The 17,899-nt window shown below is 46.1% G+C and carries 12 protein-coding genes; 11 read left to right on the top strand and 1 reads right to left on the bottom strand.

Translation table 11 applies throughout. The annotated features are described in order from the left end of the window. The first annotated feature begins 37 nt into the window (after window positions 1-37). The 7 genes from NYR53_RS22820 to NYR53_RS22790 all read left to right on the top strand — a co-directional run bounded on the left by NYR53_RS22820 (window position 38) and on the right by NYR53_RS22790 (window position 11,006). A complete protein-coding gene (locus tag NYR53_RS22820; RefSeq protein WP_261301444.1) occupies window positions 38-1,510 on the top strand; it encodes an ABC transporter substrate-binding protein in 1,473 nt (490 codons plus the stop codon). Between the two features lie 77 nt (window positions 1,511-1,587). Then, window positions 1,588-2,526, top strand: coding sequence for an ABC transporter permease (locus NYR53_RS22815; RefSeq protein WP_261301443.1), 939 nt, complete (start codon window positions 1,588-1,590; stop codon window positions 2,524-2,526). A 29-nt stretch (window positions 2,527-2,555) separates the two neighbouring features. After that, a complete protein-coding gene (locus NYR53_RS22810; protein WP_261301442.1) occupies window positions 2,556-3,473 on the top strand; it encodes a carbohydrate ABC transporter permease in 918 nt (305 codons plus the stop codon). A gap of 47 nt (window positions 3,474-3,520) precedes the next feature. After that, entirely contained in the window at window positions 3,521-4,840 is a 1,320-nt protein-coding gene (locus NYR53_RS22805) for a glycoside hydrolase family 125 protein (RefSeq protein WP_261301441.1), read from the top strand. Then, a complete protein-coding gene (locus NYR53_RS22800) occupies window positions 4,837-7,974 on the top strand; it encodes a beta-galactosidase (protein WP_261301440.1) in 3,138 nt (1,045 codons plus the stop codon). The genes NYR53_RS22805 and NYR53_RS22800 overlap by 4 nt, the downstream gene beginning before the upstream one ends. A gap of 3 nt (window positions 7,975-7,977) precedes the next feature. After that, entirely contained in the window at window positions 7,978-10,707 is a 2,730-nt protein-coding gene (locus NYR53_RS22795; RefSeq protein ID WP_261301439.1) for an alpha-mannosidase, read from the top strand. Window positions 10,708-10,874: 167 nt separating this feature from the next. Beyond that, window positions 10,875-11,006, top strand: coding sequence for a hypothetical protein (locus NYR53_RS22790; RefSeq protein ID WP_261301438.1), 132 nt, complete (start codon window positions 10,875-10,877; stop codon window positions 11,004-11,006). Between the two features lie 133 nt (window positions 11,007-11,139). Here the strand turns inward: NYR53_RS22790 and NYR53_RS22785 are convergent, their stop codons facing one another. Next, window positions 11,140-11,748, bottom strand: coding sequence for a DUF2238 domain-containing protein (locus tag NYR53_RS22785; protein ID WP_261301437.1), 609 nt, complete (start codon window positions 11,746-11,748; stop codon window positions 11,140-11,142). Window positions 11,749-12,160: 412 nt separating this feature from the next. On the opposite strand from NYR53_RS22785, the gene NYR53_RS22780 reads away from it, so the two are divergent. From NYR53_RS22780 to NYR53_RS22760, 4 genes are all read left to right on the top strand, one after another. Next, window positions 12,161-13,060 carry an NAD(P)/FAD-dependent oxidoreductase gene (locus NYR53_RS22780; protein WP_261301436.1) on the top strand — a complete coding sequence of 300 codons (900 nt, stop codon included), beginning with the start codon at window positions 12,161-12,163 and terminating at the stop codon, window positions 13,058-13,060. Between the two features lie 257 nt (window positions 13,061-13,317). Further along, a complete protein-coding gene (gap, locus tag NYR53_RS22775; RefSeq protein WP_261301435.1) occupies window positions 13,318-14,373 on the top strand; it encodes a type I glyceraldehyde-3-phosphate dehydrogenase in 1,056 nt (351 codons plus the stop codon). Window positions 14,374-14,527: 154 nt separating this feature from the next. After that, entirely contained in the window at window positions 14,528-17,209 is a 2,682-nt protein-coding gene (gene ppdK / locus NYR53_RS22765; protein WP_261306489.1) for a pyruvate, phosphate dikinase, read from the top strand. 80 nt (window positions 17,210-17,289) lie between these two features. Beyond that, window positions 17,290-17,898: a helix-turn-helix transcriptional regulator gene (locus NYR53_RS22760; RefSeq protein WP_261301433.1), complete on the top strand. Its 609-nt coding sequence runs from the start codon at window positions 17,290-17,292 to the stop codon at window positions 17,896-17,898. Window position 17,899: the final 1 nt, after the last annotated feature.

Below are 17,899 nucleotides of genomic sequence, written 5' to 3'. Positions count from 1 at the left end.
GGCGTAAACAATAGAGCATTAACAGGGAGGATACAAAATGAAAAAACGTTTGGTCACCACACTAGGATTGACGCTAGCCGTTTCAATGGCTCTTAGTGCGTGCGGCAGCAAAGATGCCGGCGGTGCGAAAGGGAATGAAACGACGACAAATAAACCGGTAGAGTTAATCTGGTACACCATCGGAACACCGCAAAAAGACGTAGACCGCGTCATGGCTGAAGTTAGTAAATATACCGCGGAAAAAATCGGCGTTACTGTGAAAATGAACATGGCGGACTGGGGCGACTACGCACAAAAAATGCAAGTCATGACAGCATCCGGTACACCGATGGACATTATGTTTACGTCTTCATGGGCTTTTGATTACGTGCAAAACGTGCGTAAAGGCGCATTTAAGCCGATTGACGAGCTTCTTCAAAAAAATGGACAAGGTATCGTGAAAGCATTAGATCCTGCATTTCTTAACGGCTCCAAAGTGGACGGGCATAATTACGGCGTACCTGCTAATAAAGAGCTGCCAGCTCAAGACGTATGGCGTTTCAACAAAAACTTGGCTGACAAATACAACCTTAGCCTAGATAATGTGAACACGCTTGAAAGCTTGGAGCCTTTGCTCAAAACAATCAAAGAAAAAGAACCTAACATTTATGGATTAGCCGTTGATAAAAATTACATGCCATATGTGCCATATGATTACATTATTGAGAAAATGCCGATGGCCGTGAAAGTAGAGAATTCGGATTTCAAAGTGGTTAACATTTTTGATACACCAGAAATGAAGCAAGCACTTAAAACCATGAACAAATACTACAAAGCGGGATATGTTCCAACGGAAGCATCAACACTTTCCTCGCTTAACGATGTACAAGTAACTGGCAAATGGTTCGCGGATAAAGCGACGAATCAGCCATTTGCGGACAACCTTTGGTCAGCTAGCTATGGCTATCCGGTTGTTTCCAAGGCGGCAAGTCCTGCTTTGATCTACAACTGGTCCGTTATGGGCTCCATGCAAGCGATCTCAGCTAATTCCAAATATCCGGAAAAAGCTATGGAATTCCTGAACTTGCTGAATACCGATCCTGTGCTACGTAATATGGTTGATTCCGGTATTGAAGGCGTCCACTACAAAAAAGTCGATAACGACAGAATGGAAAACTTACCAGATTCCAAAAACTACGATATGCCGACTTTCTCACTCGGAAACGTTCTGCTGACGTATAAAGATGTTAAAGATCCTGCGAACAAATGGGAAGAGTTCAAGAAGTTTAACGATACCGGCAAACCTGCACCTCTGCTTGGCTTCAACTTCGATCCTTCCAAAGTGATCAATGAGATCGCGGCGGTTCAAAACGTCAAAGAAGAATTCTGGGCAACTTTGATGACAGGTACGGTAGATCCGGATAAATACATTCCACTAGCCAACGAAAAGTTCAAAAAGGCTGGTTTGGATAAAATCATGGCTGAAGCGCAAAGTCAGATTGATGCTTGGAAAGCAGCTAACAAGAAATAATTGCAGCATAGTTGATTAGGCGAATGTTCAACATTCGCCTGATCTTTTTCACTACAATGATCTCGAGGGGTGATTTTATGAAAGGAATAGGAGCATTTTTTAGAGATGTTAAACAAAGTAGAGTTCTGCTGCTGATGGCATTGCCGGCGACGCTTTGGTTCCTGTTCTTCTCTTATTTACCGATGGCCGGCATGGTGATTGCTTTTAAGCAGTACCGCTATAGCCGCGACGGTTTTTGGGCAAGTATTATGGAAAGCAAATGGGTTGGATTGCAAAATTTCAAATTTTTATTCAGCACCAATGACGCTTATATCATTACGAGAAACACGCTGCTCTACAATATTGTATTCATTATTGCAGGGCTTGTACTATCTGTAGGGTTAGCCATTGTGCTATCGGAAATCGTCAATAAAAAACTGGCGAAGCTGTATCAAACAGGGATGTTCTTGCCTTACTTCCTATCGTGGGTAATCGTCGGATACTTCGTGTTCAGTTTTCTTAGTGTAGATAAAGGGATGCTGAATCACATTCTCTCCGGGTTTGGGATCGATCCAATCCGTTGGTATAACGACAAGACGTATTGGCCTCTTATTATCATTTTAGTTTACCTGTGGAAATCGGTCGGTTACAGCAGTGTGGTCTATTTGGCCGCGATCATGGGGATCGACAAATCGCTGTATGAAGCCGCGATGATTGATGGAGCGAGCAAATGGCAGCAAATCAAGCACATTACCTTCCCGATGCTGAAGCCGCTCATGACGATTCTGACATTGCTGGCAATCGGACGCATTTTTTATGCAGACTTCGGTTTGTTCCTGCAGGTGCCAAGAGATTCAGGAACGCTGTATTCCGTGACGAATGTTATTGATACGTATGTATACCGTGGCCTCAAATCTACGGGAGAAATCGGTATGAGTACCGCCGCTGGTCTATACCAATCGGTTATCGGTTTCATTCTGGTTATGACTTCGAACTATATCGTTAGAAAATTCGATAAAGATAATGCGTTGTTCTAAACTATTTTCATGGAAAGGAGGATTTCCAAATGATTGCTAAACCATTGAAAAGCCGTGACTTTCATAAATTGCCGCCTGCTTTGAATATACTTTTTAATCTTGTCGCGGGCCTCTTTGCGCTCGCTTGTATCTTTCCGTTTTTATTTGTAACGATCATTTCATTTACAGATGAGAAGTCATTAAGTACGAATGGATACCGGATTATCCCGGAAAAATGGAGCCTCGAAGCTTATCGCTATCTCTTCAAAGCGGGTGATCAGCTGCTGCTTTCCTATGGCGTTACCATTCTTGTAACTGTGGTAGGGACGATTGTAAGCTTGCTTATCACAGCTACGTTTGCCTATGCAATTTCACGTAAGAGCTTTAAATTCCGCAATGCCTTCGGTTTTTTTGCTTTCTTCACGATGCTGTTTAACGGTGGACTTGTACCGACATATATCGTTGTTACGCAATTGATGGGACTTAAAGATTCGATCTGGGCTTTGATTTTGCCTTTGGCCGGAAATGCATTTTATATCATGATTATGCGAACTTTCTTCGTCACATCTGTTCCTGACGCCATTATTGAATCTGGGAAAATCGACGGGGCCGGCGAATTTGGGATTTTCGTCAGACTCGTGCTGCCGCTCTCGCTTCCGGGACTAGCCACTATAGGTTTGTTCAGTACTTTGGGATACTGGAACGATTGGTTTAATGCGCTGCTCTATATCGATACACCGAAACTAGTGCCATTACAATCGATGCTGATGCGGATTGAGAACAGTATGCAATTCCTGCTGCAGAATACAAGCAACCCTTCTGTAGGTGTAGGCTTACTGCAATCACTGCCGCAAGATACGTCTCGTATGGCGATGGTTGTTCTAGCAACCGGACCGATTATTTTCGCTTATCCGTTCTTCCAACGGTACTTTATCCAAGGATTGACGATTGGCGCGGTGAAAGAGTAACGTATTAGTGTATTCTTCGATAATTAGAAAAATTTGGAGGACTTACCGTGGAACAATTCAGACTGCCGAAAATTCCGATGCCGAAACTGGAGCTGCCAAAGGCGATTCAAGAAGTATTGCAGGAAGCTGAAGAGAAGCTGGCGCATCGTCCGAAGCTGCTGCAGCTATTTAAAAATTGTTTTCCTAATACATTAGAGACGACGACCAAATTGATGGAGGACGGCACCACATTCGTCATCACCGGAGATATCCCGGCGTCGTGGCTGCGCGATTCTGTGGAACAAGTCATGCACTATGTGCCATTTGCCAAACAGGATTCAGATCTACAGCGCATCATTAGCGGCTTAATCAAGCGTCATATTCAATATATTCATATCGATCCGTATGCCAATGCATTCAACGAATCAGCGAACGACTGGCACTGGAATAAGGCGGATCAAACGGAAATGTCGCCATGGGTATGGGAACGTAAATTTGAACTGGATTCGTTATGCTTCTCGATGCGGCTGGCTTATGCGTATTGGAAGGAAACGGAGTTAACGGATATTTTCGATGCGGGATTTAAAGCTGCGATGTTTAAAATCTACGAATTGTTTAAGACGGAACAATATCACTTTGAAAAGTCCCCTTATCGTTTCACGCGCAATAACGGAATTCCGACGGATTCACTGCGCAATAACGGAATGGGGATGCCTGTGAATTACACGGGCATGGTATGGTCAGGCTTTCGTTCAAGTGACGATGCCTGTGATTTTCATTACAATATTCCAGCGAATATGTTCGCGGTTGTGGCCCTTCGCCATATGCAAGAGTTTGCGGAGTGGGTGTTCAGGGATATGGACTTCCTCCAAGATCTGAAAGCCCTTGAAGCGGATATCGACCATGGCATTAGGCTGTATGGCATCTATCGTCATCCAACATTTGGTCCGATCTATGCCTACGAAACAGATGGCTTCGGCAACTACTGCTTGATGGATGATGCGGGTACGCCAGGGCTGATGTCGATTCCGTATCTTGGTTATGTGTCGGCGGATGATCCGATTTATCAAAACACAAGACGGTTTGCCTTAAGCAAAGAGAATCCGTTTTACTTCGAAGGTAAAGTTGCTAAAGGCATCGGCAGTCCGCATACGCCAGACGATTACATTTGGCATATGGCCTTGTCCATGCAAGGCTTAACGGCTTCTACTGCTGAAGAAAAACTGGCGATGATCGCTATGCTTGAAGCAACGGATGCTGACACCGGGTTTATGCACGAGGGCTTTCATGTCGATGATCCAACGATTTTTACGCGGAAATGGTTCGCCTGGTCGAACAGTTTATTCTCCCAGTTGGTGTATAAAGCGATGAAGGATGGTTTGCTATGAGTCAACCGGTCATTATTTTCTATGATGCTGCATTCCCGATCAGCAATTCTTCTGATGTGCCTGCTGATCTACTTGCGGCACAAGGAGCCATTATTGTAGGCGCCGATGCGCTGGGAGAAGCTCTCCGAACGGCAGTTGGCGGATGCTTTGTTAATCTGCATGCTCCCTATTTCCCTAAGTCCGCATGGCCGGAGATCCTTGCATTCTTGAAACGCGGAGGCGGGCTGCTCAGTATTGGCGGCGCAGCCTTCAAGCGTCCAGTGCGCCGTGAAGTGGATGGCTGGCATATCGAATCGGAGCAGACCGCCTATCATCAGCAGTTGTACATTCATGAAATACTTCGTGTTGAAGCCGTTCCCATGCGTTCCTATACCGCGTTAGAAACCTTGCCGCTGCTTGAGGGGCAGGAATCGATGTTCGCGCTTGCAGATACGTGGAATCTGGTTCCGCACACGACACGCAACAGCGACCTGCCTGATCAAATGGGCGCTGCGGGTACCATGAGCACACAGATTTATCCGCTCTTGAAAAGCATTAGTAAGGACGGCCGCGAAGTGGCCGCGCCAGTCGTTCTTTGGGAAAATTCGCGCGGCACGTTTATCGGCTCGCGCTGGATGTTTGTCAATGTTCCGCTTAGTCCTTCGTTTTGGAACGAAGGCGGTGCCCAAGCGTTGATGGGGTGGGCGGCATTTTGTGAAAGTGGTGTTACGGAGCTGTGGATCAAGCCGAATTATGCCAGCTTCGAGCCGGGCGAGCATGCGATGCTGACGCTCCAAACTCAGCTTATCGGAGGGCTCCAAGCTGGTGCTGCCTCGAAGCAATGGACCTTTGATCTTCGTATAGCACATGAGGGTGATGCACAGATTGTATGGACCCATCGTATAACGGCCCAGGTGAATAAAGAATTCAACGTGGTACGAATACCGGTGCCGATTAACATACAACCTGGTTTATACCATATAATTTGCAAGGCAACGTCTGACGATGGAGAGCTTCGCGTGCTTCGCCAAGGCTTCTGGGGGCACGATTCCTCGCTGCTTGCTGAGGGACAACCGATTACCTGCGATCGCGATTATTTCATTAAGGACGGGCGTCCGCTGCCGATCGTCGGCATGACGTATATGACATCCGATGTCGCTCGCAAATTCTTATTCCTGCCCAATAGCGATGTCTGGGATCGAGATATGGCCCAAATGGCCAAAGCGGGCATCAATTGGATCCGAACAGGAATTTGGACGGCTTACCGCAATATCATGCAGGTGGATGGACATGCTTCCGAAGAGGTTCTGAGAGCGATTGATGCTTTCTTCTTAACGGCTAAGAAACACAAACTCCAGGTAACGTTCACCTTCTTCTCCTTTACGCCAGAAACTTGGGAAGGGGTTAACCCTTATCTCGATCCGCAAAGCGTAGAGGCGCAGAAGCGGTTTATCCGCTCCATCGTTTCGCGTCATCGTGAGACGACGCATGTGGACTGGGATTTGATTAACGAGCCTTCCATGTTTGATCCCGCTCTGATCTTTTCTGCGGGACCGCGATCCACTCGGGATATCTATGAACGGCAGGCTTTTGCAGAGTGGCTTAAGCAGCGTCATGGCCGTATCGAGCTTCTTCAAGAGCGGTGGAACATGTCGCCTGAACAGCTTCCGACTTTTGAAGCAGCGGCTATTCCGGAGGCTGGCGAAATCAATTTTGACGTGCAGGATATGCACAATGGCAAAAAAGGAACTCGCTGGCTGGATTACTGTCTGTTCTCGATGGAGATGCATAACCGTTGGGCCAAAGAGCTTTACGATACGATTAAAGAAATCAGTCCGGATCATCTCGTGGTGGTCGGACAGGATGAGGCGCTTGGCGCGCAGCGGCCTTCTCCTTTGTTTTATGAGGAGGCGGTTGACTATACAACCGTGCACTCGTGGTGGCTGAATGATAACCTCGTTTGGGACGGCATTTTTGCCAAAACAGCGAATAAGCCGAATGTCATTCAAGAAACAGGCATCATGTACGTGGAGACACCGGATGGGCGCGCTAAACGATCGGAGAACGAACTGCGCAGCCTGTTGGAGCGCAAATATGCCTATGCATTTGCTACCGGAGGTGCCGGTGCAATTCATTGGATTTGGAATACGAACTTTTATATGGATAATGCGAACGAATCGCATATTGGTGCGCTTCGGGCCGACGGTACTGAGAAGCCAGAAGCTGATGTTTCTTACGATTTCGGGCGGTTTATGGCTGGAATCAGAGATTTGTTCCACGATCGAACGTTGGAAGATATCGTCGCGATTTTCCCTTATTCGAACGATTTTTCCAACCGGAAATTGGCATTTGATGGGACGTCTAAAATGACGCGTGTGCTGTCGTATCAAATGAAGATGCCGTTCCGTGCGGCTTCGGAATATCATTTGGATGCGCTGGAGGATCAACCAGCGAAGCTGATCCTGCTGCCGAGCGCGCATAATTTTGATGAACAAGCATGGCTGAAGCTTGTAGCTATCGTACAGCGCACGGGTGCGACGCTGTTAGCGACAGGTCCACTCAGTCTTGATGCTTATTGGAAGCAAAAGCCGCGTTTAATCGATGAGCTGGGAGCAGCTGAGCTTCACAATGTAAGGCGGGAAGAAATGCTTGAGCTGCAAGGTGCAGCGTTCCCGGTATCCTTTGATAAGCGCCGAATAGCTGAAGTTGTGAAAGAAGTGCGGGCTGGTCAGTCGGAAGCGGGTGCTGTATCTGTGTCTGGTAGCTTTGGTGATGCGGTTGTCGATATTCCGCTGGGCAAAGGCAGACTCATTTGGAGTCCGTTGCCCGTTGAATTGAACGAGCGATTGGATACGGTGGTCGAACTGTATCGTTATGCCATCGATGCTGCGGGCTGTGATAGCGGATTGGAATGGCTGCAAGGCGGCGAAATTGCAGGTGTATACGGAAGGAAGTTACGCTTTAAGAATGGCTTCCTATATGTATTCGTTTCTGAATTTGCATGGGATGTGAATGTCAAAGTGAAGGATACGGATAGCGAGGCAACCTATGCATTTACGCTAGAGAAAGAGCGTTCTGTTCTCTTTGCTGCAGATACGCAGGGCAATCTCATCTCCGTATACCGTCATGGCGAAGTCCATATTGAAAGGAGTTAAACGATGGGCACCAAGAGAACCGCTCATATCATTTCCCATACGCATTGGGACCGGGAATGGTATTTACCTTATGAGAAGCATCATGTTCGACTCGTTAAGCTAGTAGATACGCTGCTGGATAAAATGGATCAGGATCCGAATTATCGCAGCTTCTTTTTGGACGGACAAACGATTATTTTGGAGGACTATCTCCAGGTCAGACCTGATCAAAAGGATCGATTGACCAAATTTATTCAGGACGGTCGTATTTTAATAGGTCCATGGTATATTTTGCAGGATGCCTTTCTGACCAGCGGTGAAGCCAATGTACGAAATATGCAAATCGGGCATCAGGATGCGAAGAAATATGGCGATGTATCAAAGATCGGTTATTTTCCTGATACGTTCGGTCTTGTAGGCCAAACGCCGCAGCTGATGCAGCAGTCTGGGATCACGAATGCTTTGTTTGGCCGCGGCGTGAAGCCGACAGGCTTTAATAATACCGTTTCTGACGGTGATTATGAATCGTCATTTTCGGAGCTGCTCTGGGAAGGACCCGATGGCTCCCAGGTACTTGGTATTCTGTTCGCCAATTGGTATTCGAACGGCAATGAAATTCCAGTAGATCGGGAAGAAGCGAAAGCGTACTGGGAGCGAAAGCTAGCGGACGCAGAGAAATACGCATCAACTGGTGAGCTGCTCTTTATGAATGGCTGTGACCACCAGCCGGTTCAGTTGGACTTGCCTGAAGCGATACAAATCGCGAGAGAGCTGTATCCGGATACGACCTTTGTTCATTCGAATTTTATCGATTACTTGCAAGCTGTTCAGCGTTCCTTGAAACATGAGCTTTCTACGGTAAAAGGTGAGCTTCGCAGTCAACGGACAGATGGTTGGTCAACGCTCGTGAACACCGCTTCAGCTCGTGTTTATTTGAAGCAGATGAACCAGGTGGGGCAAGCGATGCTCGAAAAAGTGGCTGAACCGTTGGCCGCTTTCGCGCACGTCCTCGAAGTGGGAGAGAAATACCCGCATCATTTATTCACATATGCTTGGAAAACATTAATGCAGAATCATCCGCACGATAGCATTTGCGGCTGCTCGGTAGACGAAGTGCATCGGGAAATGGTGACGCGCTTCGAGAAAAGCCGGCATGTGGCGGAATCGATCGTCGATGACAGTAAACGAGCGATTGCTGAAGCGATTGATACGTCGAGCTTTGCGAAAGCGGGCGAAAACGCCTTACCGGTCGTTGTTTTTAATACAACTGGTTGGGAGCGTACCGGCGTTGTAAGTATCGAGCTTGATGCTTTACGTTTGTACTTCCGGGATGGATACACACTTGAAGAAGCAAGCAGTTTTGCGAAAGCAGCGGATCTTTCGGGCCGTACGCTCGTGGACGAGCTGGGGAATGTCGTAGCATGTACGATTGAAGACCTTGGACTGCAATTCGGTTACGATTTGCCAGACGACAAGTTCCGTCAACCGTATATGTCCCGTAAAGTGAAGCTGACTTTTGAGGCGGAGAATGTTCCTGCTTTGGGGCTGAAGACGTACGCTTGGGTCAAAAGGGAAGAGAAGATTGTTGATTCCTCTCTGTTTGCGGGAGACCGGGTGCTGGAGAATGAATCGCTGAAAGTAGAAATCGCGGATAACGGATCATTCACGTTGACAGACAAGAAGAATGGACGTGTTTACCGAGATTTAGGCGTGTATGAGAATACCGGGGATATCGGTAACGAGTATATGTACAAACAACCGGATGGCGAGGCGCCGCTTACTACCCATGGCTTACCTGCACAAATCCGTATGTTAAAGGATACGTCCTATCAGGCAGCAATTGAAATTGTCCACGACTGGGAAATCCCTGCGTCTGCGAACGAATTATTGGAAGAAGAGCAGCGCGATTTGATTTACTATCCGCACAGAAAAGCTCAGCGGTCAACTCGCATGGTACCTATGCAGATCCGTACCATTGTCAGTCTGAGCCGCGGCGGCAATGGGGTAGAGATCGAGGCATCCTTCAACAATCAGGCCAAAGATCATCGTCTGCGGATGTTGTTCCCAACGGATCTGAATACACAAGTTCACCGTGTTGACTCCATGTTTGAAATCCCGCAGCGTGACAATACGCCGTCTGCTGAGTGGGAAAATCCAAGCAATACGCAGCATCAACAGGCATTCATTGATGTAAGCGAGGCGGAGGCTGGTCTTGTAGTTGCTAACCTCGGATTGAACGAATACGAAGTTCTGCAGGACGGACGCAATACGATTGCCGTGACACTGCTTCGCGCAGTTGGCGAGCTCGGCGACTGGGGCTTGTTCCCGACGCCGGAAGCGCAGTGTCTAGGAGAGCACACTGTCCGAATGGCCATCATTCCGTATAACGGTGAAGGCGAGCAATACGGCGCTTACGAGCAAGCCTACCAATTCCAAATTCCGTGGACGTTATGTCAAACGGGCATTCACAACGGACGCATTGCACCTACGTATGCACCATTCCGTTGGGAAGGCGATAAGATAGCCTTTTCCTCCATGAAAATGAATGAAGGCACTGGCGATCTGCTGCTCCGTTGGTACAACATGAGCTCCCAAAATACTGAGCTCAAACTAAATTCCAATATACCTCTTTACTCCTTCTATAAGAGTACGATTATGGAAGTGAACGGCCCGAGCATTGAAACTGACGCTGAAGGTCAAATGTCATTGCCGACAGGTCCTTGCGAAATTGTTACCATCGGGATTCAGCAATAAGATAACTGGAACATTCGAGTCGGTTTTCAGCATGAAATGAATACCTCCATTGGAATGTTTCCAATGGAATCAACTCTCATGCTTCGAAAATCGCAATTTCATTGGAAATATTCCAATGAAATCGGCTTCCAGGCTATCAAATCGCTACTTTCATTGGAGTTAATCCAATGGAAATAACGAAAAGAGGTGTAACTACTGGGGCAGCCGCTGCGAAGCATGATCATCCTACATTATTTGGCGTTCAAGCGCCTGATGGGGTCCGCGGATTGAACGGTACAGTGAGGCATAACGCTAAATAGATGCTAAATAGACGCAGAATAGACCAATCTAAGTCATTCAGACTTTAGGTTGGTCTTTTTTTGACATCTAACAGGCACATTTCATCCCATTAAACTTTTGGTATACGTTTGATTGAAATACCTGCTCACGAGGTCAGGATTGGACGTCAATCAGAGGCATTTTTTTCCTCTTCGCCTTGAAAGCTAGATAGATACTGGTTGCAACTGCGCCTATGGTACCGCAAATGATATCCGTCATTGTGTCGACCAAACTTCCGTTTTGTGAATGTAGACCGAACAGACCATCTGTCGTAAACTCGTAGATTTCCCAAACGCCGGCCATGGCGGTGGAAAAGAAAAGGCAAAACCACACAGCAACCTGTGCATTCGGGACGGACGCTTTCTCGCCATTGCTTGCTTTCATATAAACTAATAGACCGACGAAACAAAGGATCAAGCCCGAAAACAGATGCTCGATTTTATCCAGGTAAGGGATTACTTTATAAAATCCAAACTCGTTTGCCATAAACATCGAGACAAAAATGAACAATAGGACGGAAAACCGCAACGCAGCAAACATCGTTGTCTTTGTGATTTTGACCACGAGTCGGATGATCAGCAGCACAGCAACAATCAAAGCCGCCTGAAACATTTTGGCTGGGACGCCTTTCACCCAAAAATAAATAAAGCAGACTGCTGCAGTCACATACATGGCTAGTTCAAAGAGGTTGTTCCATTTGTCTTTGCGTTTTTGCTTGTGCATCTCTATTACTCGCCTCGAATTCCTAAATTAGTCGTTTCAGTAAATAGTAAACAATATATTTTGCTCTTAAACAAGACAGCACAATCATTTGGGAATTAAAATGTATGCTGCCTTTCCAATGATTGCCCAGCAAATAGCTAATTAGAGTTCCTTCTTTCCATTTCTACCCAATATCCATAGTCCATATTCCGAAAAATTTGTTTGATCAAGTCATTTTGACGAGAGAGGCATATCTTGACACATTGTCATTAAGTAGATATTATAGATATGTTAAGTCTATTATTTAGCGAGATTATGACTGATTTGGCTCACAAATTAATCGTAAGTTTGAGCTAAGTCATTTTTTTAGAAACTATTAAAGATATTAAGAGTCTACTATGACCTTGATTAATATTTAAAGGAGATGATCATCATGATTTATGATTGTGCCATTATTGGCGGTGGACCAGCAGGCTTGAATGCTGCATTGGTACTAGGCAGAGCAAGAAGAAGCGTGGTCTTGATTGACAATAATCAGCCAAGAAATGCCGTAACGCAGGCTTCTCATGGATTTATTACGCGAGATGGCATTGCACCGGCCGAGTTCAGACGTATTGCCTATGAAGAAGTGCTGCGTTATCCGTCAGTTAATCATTGGCAGACCGAGGTTTCTTCTGTAAACAAAACCGAATATGGATTTGAGATGTTCACTTCATCTGGTGTTAGCGTTCAAGCGCGAAAACTGATTTTGGCCACGGGGGTAAAGGAAATTTTTCCTGAGATCGAAGGTCTTTATCCGTTATATGGGAAGAGTTTGTTTAATTGTCCCTATTGTGACGGCTGGGAGCTTCGGGATCAACCGCTTGTCGTTGTTTCTGAATACCCTAGTGCTTTTCATACGGCAAAGCTTCTCCTCAATTGGAGTAAGGATGTTGTACTATGTACGAACGGTCATGCACCTTTGTCCGATCAGCAAAAAGAATGGCTTGAATCGAAGGGAATTAAGGTCATGGAACAACGCATTGGGGCTTTTATCGGTCAAAGTGGAATGCTTGAACAGGTACGATTTACTGATGGTACTCATATCCTGAGAGCCGGTGGATTCGTTAACTCTAAATTAGTACCAAAAGCATCTTTTGGAGAAAGCTTAGGCTGCGAAATGACGGAGTTAGGTGGAATTAAGACAGATGAGTTTGGAAGAAGTTCGGTCACGGGTTTATATGCCGCCGGAGATGCGTCTTATTTCATGCCTTCGCAATTAATTTATGCCGCGGCTGATGGCAGTAGAGCAGCTGTGGGAGTGAATATGGATTTGATGGAGGAATTCATCTAATGACCGTTTTTATTTTAAATATTTTTCATTAAATCTAAGATTTGAATCTATTTTTCAATCATGTTTTAACTACCGCCTTACGATTACCCATCGTAAGGCGGTTTCTTTTTATTTTATATATGACGTCATATATAAAATAAAGCGTTAAAATAATGATAAATGATGATATTTCTGTGAACTTTAAAATATATATTGTACATTATATAACCTTGTGATACATTTATGACATACTAAATAACGCAATAACGAATTGGAGGATGGAGATGCGAGTTGGAATTAGTGGTACAGGTAGAATCGGGAGGCTTTGTTTGAGAAAAGCATTGTCCGAGAAACAGCAGGAGTTTGAAATCAACGTGATCAATTCAACAAGCCCCATTCATGTATTAGCCCATTTGTTGAAATATGATTCGGTTCATGGCACATGGGACGCAAAAATTGATGTGGTAAATGACAACTTAATGAGGATTAACGGAAAGCTGATTTCCGTCATTAGTGAAAGAGAACCAGATTTATTGCCGTGGGAGGATTATGGAGCCCAGTTGGTTGTGGATGCAACCGGAAAGTTCAATCACCGGCATGGCGCTGAAAGACACTTATTTGCTGGAGCCAAGAAGGTTTTGATTACTGCACCAGGGACGAACATGGACCTCACAGTTGTCATGGGTGTGAATGAAGAGAAGTATGATCCGAAGCAGCATCGATTGGTTTCTGCAGCTTCCTGTACAACCAACTGTATCGCACCGGTTCTCCATATCCTTGATGAAGCATTTTCAGTTAAACAGGGTTGGATGACAACGGTGCATGCTTTTACGAATGATCAAAATCATATGGATAACCCGCATAAAGATCTTCGACGTGCGAGGGCTTGCACGAATTCAATTATTCCGACTTCGACTGGCGTGGGGAAAGCACTTATCGATGTGATTCCTCATCTGGCATCCCAAATTCAAGGTGTGTCCGTTCGCGTCCCGACACAAGATGTTTCGCTGCTGGATCTTCAAGTGGTGGTCGGTCGTAAAGTTAGTGTTGATGATGTGAAGTTCGCCATCAAGAAGGCGATTGCCGGCCAAATAGGAAGCTTTGTTGATTACAATGAATTGCCGCTTGTTTCTGCGGATTATATAGGCAATGAGAAATCTGCCATCATCGACGGTCTTAGCATTATGACGCACGAAAACCAAATCAAGCTGCTAGCCTGGTATGACAACGAATGGGGTTACACAAACCGAGTCATCGATTTAGTAGCTCATATGTCGCGTGCCGAAAGCACACAACTAAAGGGGGAAACGAAATGTCTAACACAAACCATGTAACATTGGCCGCCATTCATCGGTATGATCTTGGTGTTATCATTTGTAAATCATGTAATGAAGTGATTGCAACGTTACCTACGGACGGATATAAAAAATTTTATGGCGTGTGCAATTCACCCCTATGTCTCGAGAAAACTAAGGAGGCTAACAAGTGATGATTCAGAAACAAGTGGTACCCTTTCAGGAGGGAAATGCTTCAATGAAAGCTTTACTGGGAGGAAAGGGAGCTAATCTCGCTGAGATGACTCGTGCCGGACTTCCTGTACCACCGGGTTTCACCATTACAACAGAGGCCTGCTTAGCTTTTTTCAAGGTTGGTAATCGGATCTCAGAGGGATTGCTTGAACAAATTGCAGAAGCTCTCAAGCAGTTAGAGAAACAGAAGGGACAAACGTTCGGAGATGCCAGCAATCCGCTTCTTGTTTCCGTCCGATCCGGTTCTGTGTCTTCGATGCCGGGTATGATGGATACCATTTTGAATCTAGGTCTCAACGACTTAACGGTTCAAGGATTGGCAGCGCTAACAAACAATGAAAAGTTCGCTTACGATTGCTATCGTCGTTTGATGCAGATGTTTGGAAACGTTGTCCTTGGCATTGAAGCCTACCATTTCGAGCAGCTGCTGCACCGTTTGAAAGAGAAAGAGGGCGTCCATCAAGATCAGGATGTAACAGCTGCCGGTTGGAAGGGTCTTATCGAAGATTACAAAAAATGCATTCTGGCTAAAACGGGTCAAGCTTTCCCACAGCATGTCTATGAGCAGTTGCGATTAGCTGTTGAGGCTGTATTCAAGTCCTGGAATAATCAAAGAGCTCAGATTTACCGTAAAATTAATCGGATTCCAGATGAACAAGGGACAGCGGTTAACATTCAGAGCATGGTGTTTGGCAATATGGGCAGCAGCTGCGGCACAGGGGTTGTCTTTACGAGAAACCCATCCACGGGTGAGAATACATTTTTCGGTGAATACCTGATTAATGCACAGGGGGAAGATGTGGTTGCAGGTATCCGAACCCCGCTTGCGATCGCCGCGCTGCAAAGCGAAATGCCTCAGATTTATGAGCAGTTATTTGAAGCATCCAAGCAGTTAGAGAAACATTACAAAGATATGCAGGATATCGAATTTACGGTTGAAAATAATAAGCTTTACCTGCTTCAAACTCGTAACGGGAAACGAAATGCCCAAGCTGCGCTCAAGATTGCTGTCGATTTAGTCCATGAAGGTTTATTGACAAAACAAGAAGCTGTTGAGCGCATCGAAGTGTCGCATCTTGATCAGCTGCTGCATAGAGGTATTGATGAAGAGGCTGTAAAGGATGTGTTGGCCAAAGGACTTCCGGCTTCGCCTGGCGCAGCGGTTGGACAGCTTGTGTTTGACGCTGACACAGCTGCAGAATGGAGCCGTGCCGGCAAGACGGTCATTCTAGCTAGAAATGAAACAACACCCGAAGATATTCATGGCGTGATCGCATCCGAAGGCGTGCTAACGAGCCGCGGAGGGATGACGAGTCATGCTGCTGTTGTAGCAAGGGGAATGGGTAAACCTTGTGTATGCGGCTGCGAAGAGGTCCGAATTGTACTTGGTGAGAAGCGGATGTTGGCTGGAAGCAGGGTTGTGGAAGAAGGAGATTGGATCACGCTAGACGGTGCAACCGGACGTGTCATTATCGGTGCCATGCCATTACGAGAAGCCAAAATGACAGATGAACTTCTCATTATGCTGAAGTGGGCGGATGAGATTCGCTCGCTGAAAGTATACGCGAACGCAGACAATCCTGAAGATGCGAAAATCGCTAGACAGTTAGGAGCCGAGGGGATCGGGTTATGCCGAACAGAGCATATGTTTTTCTCGCCAACGCGTCTGCCTGTTGTTCAACGAATGATCCTCGCGGATGACAAAGCAGATCGCTTGCAGGCTCTTGCACAGCTGCTTCCCATGCAGAAGTCAGATTTTGAAGGCATGTTCGAGGAAATGGATGGTCTTCCGGTGACGATTCGGCTGCTGGATCCGCCTTTGCATGAGTTTTTACCCAACCTCGAAGATCTGCAAAAAAGATATACGGAGCTGACATATGATAAAGGTGCGTCAGATTTAGAAAGAGAAGAGACCGCCCACCTTCTCCGCAAAGTGCAAGCTCTCCATGAGGCTAACCCCATGCTGGGACAGCGGGGCTGCAGATTGGGAATTGTATATCCGGAGATTTATGATATGCAGATAGAGGCCATTTTCCGTGCAGCTTCAGGCTGTATCGACAGAGGTATCCGAGTTCTTCCGGAAATCATGATTCCACTCGTGGGCCATGCCAATGAACTGAAAATTTTGAGGGAGCTTGTTGACTTTGTTGCGGAACAGGTGCTGGGGAAAGACAAACTTAGAGATTGTCCGTACAAGGTCGGGACCATGATAGAGGTTCCACGAGCAGCGCTTACTGCACGCCAAATTGTGGCTTATGCCGATTTCTTCTCTTTTGGCACCAATGACTTGACGCAAATGACGTATGGTTATAGCCGCGACGATGCTGAGGGCAAATTTCTATCCCACTATGTCGATCAGAAGCTGCTTCCGCATAATCCGTTCCAAGTGCTTGACACGGAAGGCGTCGGACAATTGATTGACTTAGCCGTGAATGCGGGGAGGCTCGATAAGCCGTCACTCAAAACGGGCATTTGCGGGGAACATGGCGGAGATAAAGAGTCGATTTTCTTTTGCCACTTGACCGGATTGGATTATGTTAGCTGTTCCCCATACCGAATTCCTTTGGCTCGAATAGCAGCGGCACAAGCGTTCATCAAACATGGTGTTCCCGGTGAACAAAAAGTTGCTCAAGCCATTTGATACAGCGAGAAAATAGGTTAAAATTGGGATGAACATGAAAGTTCAGGGAGGGAAATACGATAGAACTTACATCCCGTCAAATGGAAATCATAGAACGTGTAAAGAAACATGCTCCGATTACTGGAGAAAACCTAGCAGAGATGCTCGGAATCGCTCGTCCAACCATTCGTTCCGACCTTGCCCTGCTAGTTATGCTAGGTTATTTGGATGCGAAGCCTAAGGTTGGTTATTTTCTCGGAAAAACGCTGGAGCGTGAAGAATCTTCGTACAAAAAACTGGATGGCATTTATGTGAAAGATGTAATGGGCTTACCTGTCGTTCTTCAAGAAACAGCTACGGTGAATGATGCCGTCGTCTCTCTGTTTCTTGAGAATGTAGGTACTCTGATGATTGTGAGCAGTAATCGGGCATTAGTTGGCATTGTCTCTAGAAAAGATTTGTTAAAGGTAACGTTAGGCAATGCGAGTGCTCCTTCCATGCCGATTAGTCTTGTGATGACGAGACACCCGAACATCGTTACCGTAAGTCCGGAGGACCACGTCATTGATGCCGCACGAAAAATGATTCATCATCAAGTTGACAGCCTGCCCGTTGTGAGTTTGGAACCTGAACAAGACCAGTATGGCGTAATTGGACGAATAACGAAAACAACCATGACCAAATTAATGTTGGAACTAGCAGCGAATTAGG

The sequence above is a fragment of the Paenibacillus andongensis genome, assembly GCF_025369935.1.
Classification (GTDB): domain Bacteria; phylum Bacillota; class Bacilli; order Paenibacillales; family NBRC-103111; genus Paenibacillus_E; species Paenibacillus_E andongensis.
The sequence above is the reverse complement of the archived record's forward strand: the minus strand, read 5'-3'. Positions and strand labels throughout refer to the sequence as shown.

What these genes read in the sequence shown, in the direction of transcription:
- NYR53_RS22790 (WP_261301438.1), top strand. Translation starts at nt 10,875, where the DNA reads ATGGAAATAACGAAAAGAGGTGTAACTACTGGGGCAGCCGCTGCGAAG.
- gap (WP_261301435.1), top strand. Translation starts at nt 13,318, where the DNA reads ATGGAGATGCGAGTTGGAATTAGTGGTACAGGTAGAATCGGGAGGCTT.
- NYR53_RS22800 (WP_261301440.1), top strand. Translation starts at nt 4,837, where the DNA reads ATGAGTCAACCGGTCATTATTTTCTATGATGCTGCATTCCCGATCAGC.
- NYR53_RS22760 (WP_261301433.1), top strand. Translation starts at nt 17,290, where the DNA reads ATGGAAATCATAGAACGTGTAAAGAAACATGCTCCGATTACTGGAGAA.
- NYR53_RS22820 (WP_261301444.1), top strand. Translation starts at nt 38, where the DNA reads ATGAAAAAACGTTTGGTCACCACACTAGGATTGACGCTAGCCGTTTCA.
- NYR53_RS22815 (WP_261301443.1), top strand. Translation starts at nt 1,588, where the DNA reads ATGAAAGGAATAGGAGCATTTTTTAGAGATGTTAAACAAAGTAGAGTT.
- NYR53_RS22780 (WP_261301436.1), top strand. Translation starts at nt 12,161, where the DNA reads ATGATTTATGATTGTGCCATTATTGGCGGTGGACCAGCAGGCTTGAAT.
- NYR53_RS22785 (WP_261301437.1), bottom strand. Translation starts at nt 11,748, where the DNA reads ATGCACAAGCAAAAACGCAAAGACAAATGGAACAACCTCTTTGAACTA.
- NYR53_RS22795 (WP_261301439.1), top strand. Translation starts at nt 7,978, where the DNA reads ATGGGCACCAAGAGAACCGCTCATATCATTTCCCATACGCATTGGGAC.
- NYR53_RS22810 (WP_261301442.1), top strand. Translation starts at nt 2,556, where the DNA reads ATGATTGCTAAACCATTGAAAAGCCGTGACTTTCATAAATTGCCGCCT.
- ppdK (WP_261306489.1), top strand. Translation starts at nt 14,528, where the DNA reads ATGATTCAGAAACAAGTGGTACCCTTTCAGGAGGGAAATGCTTCAATG.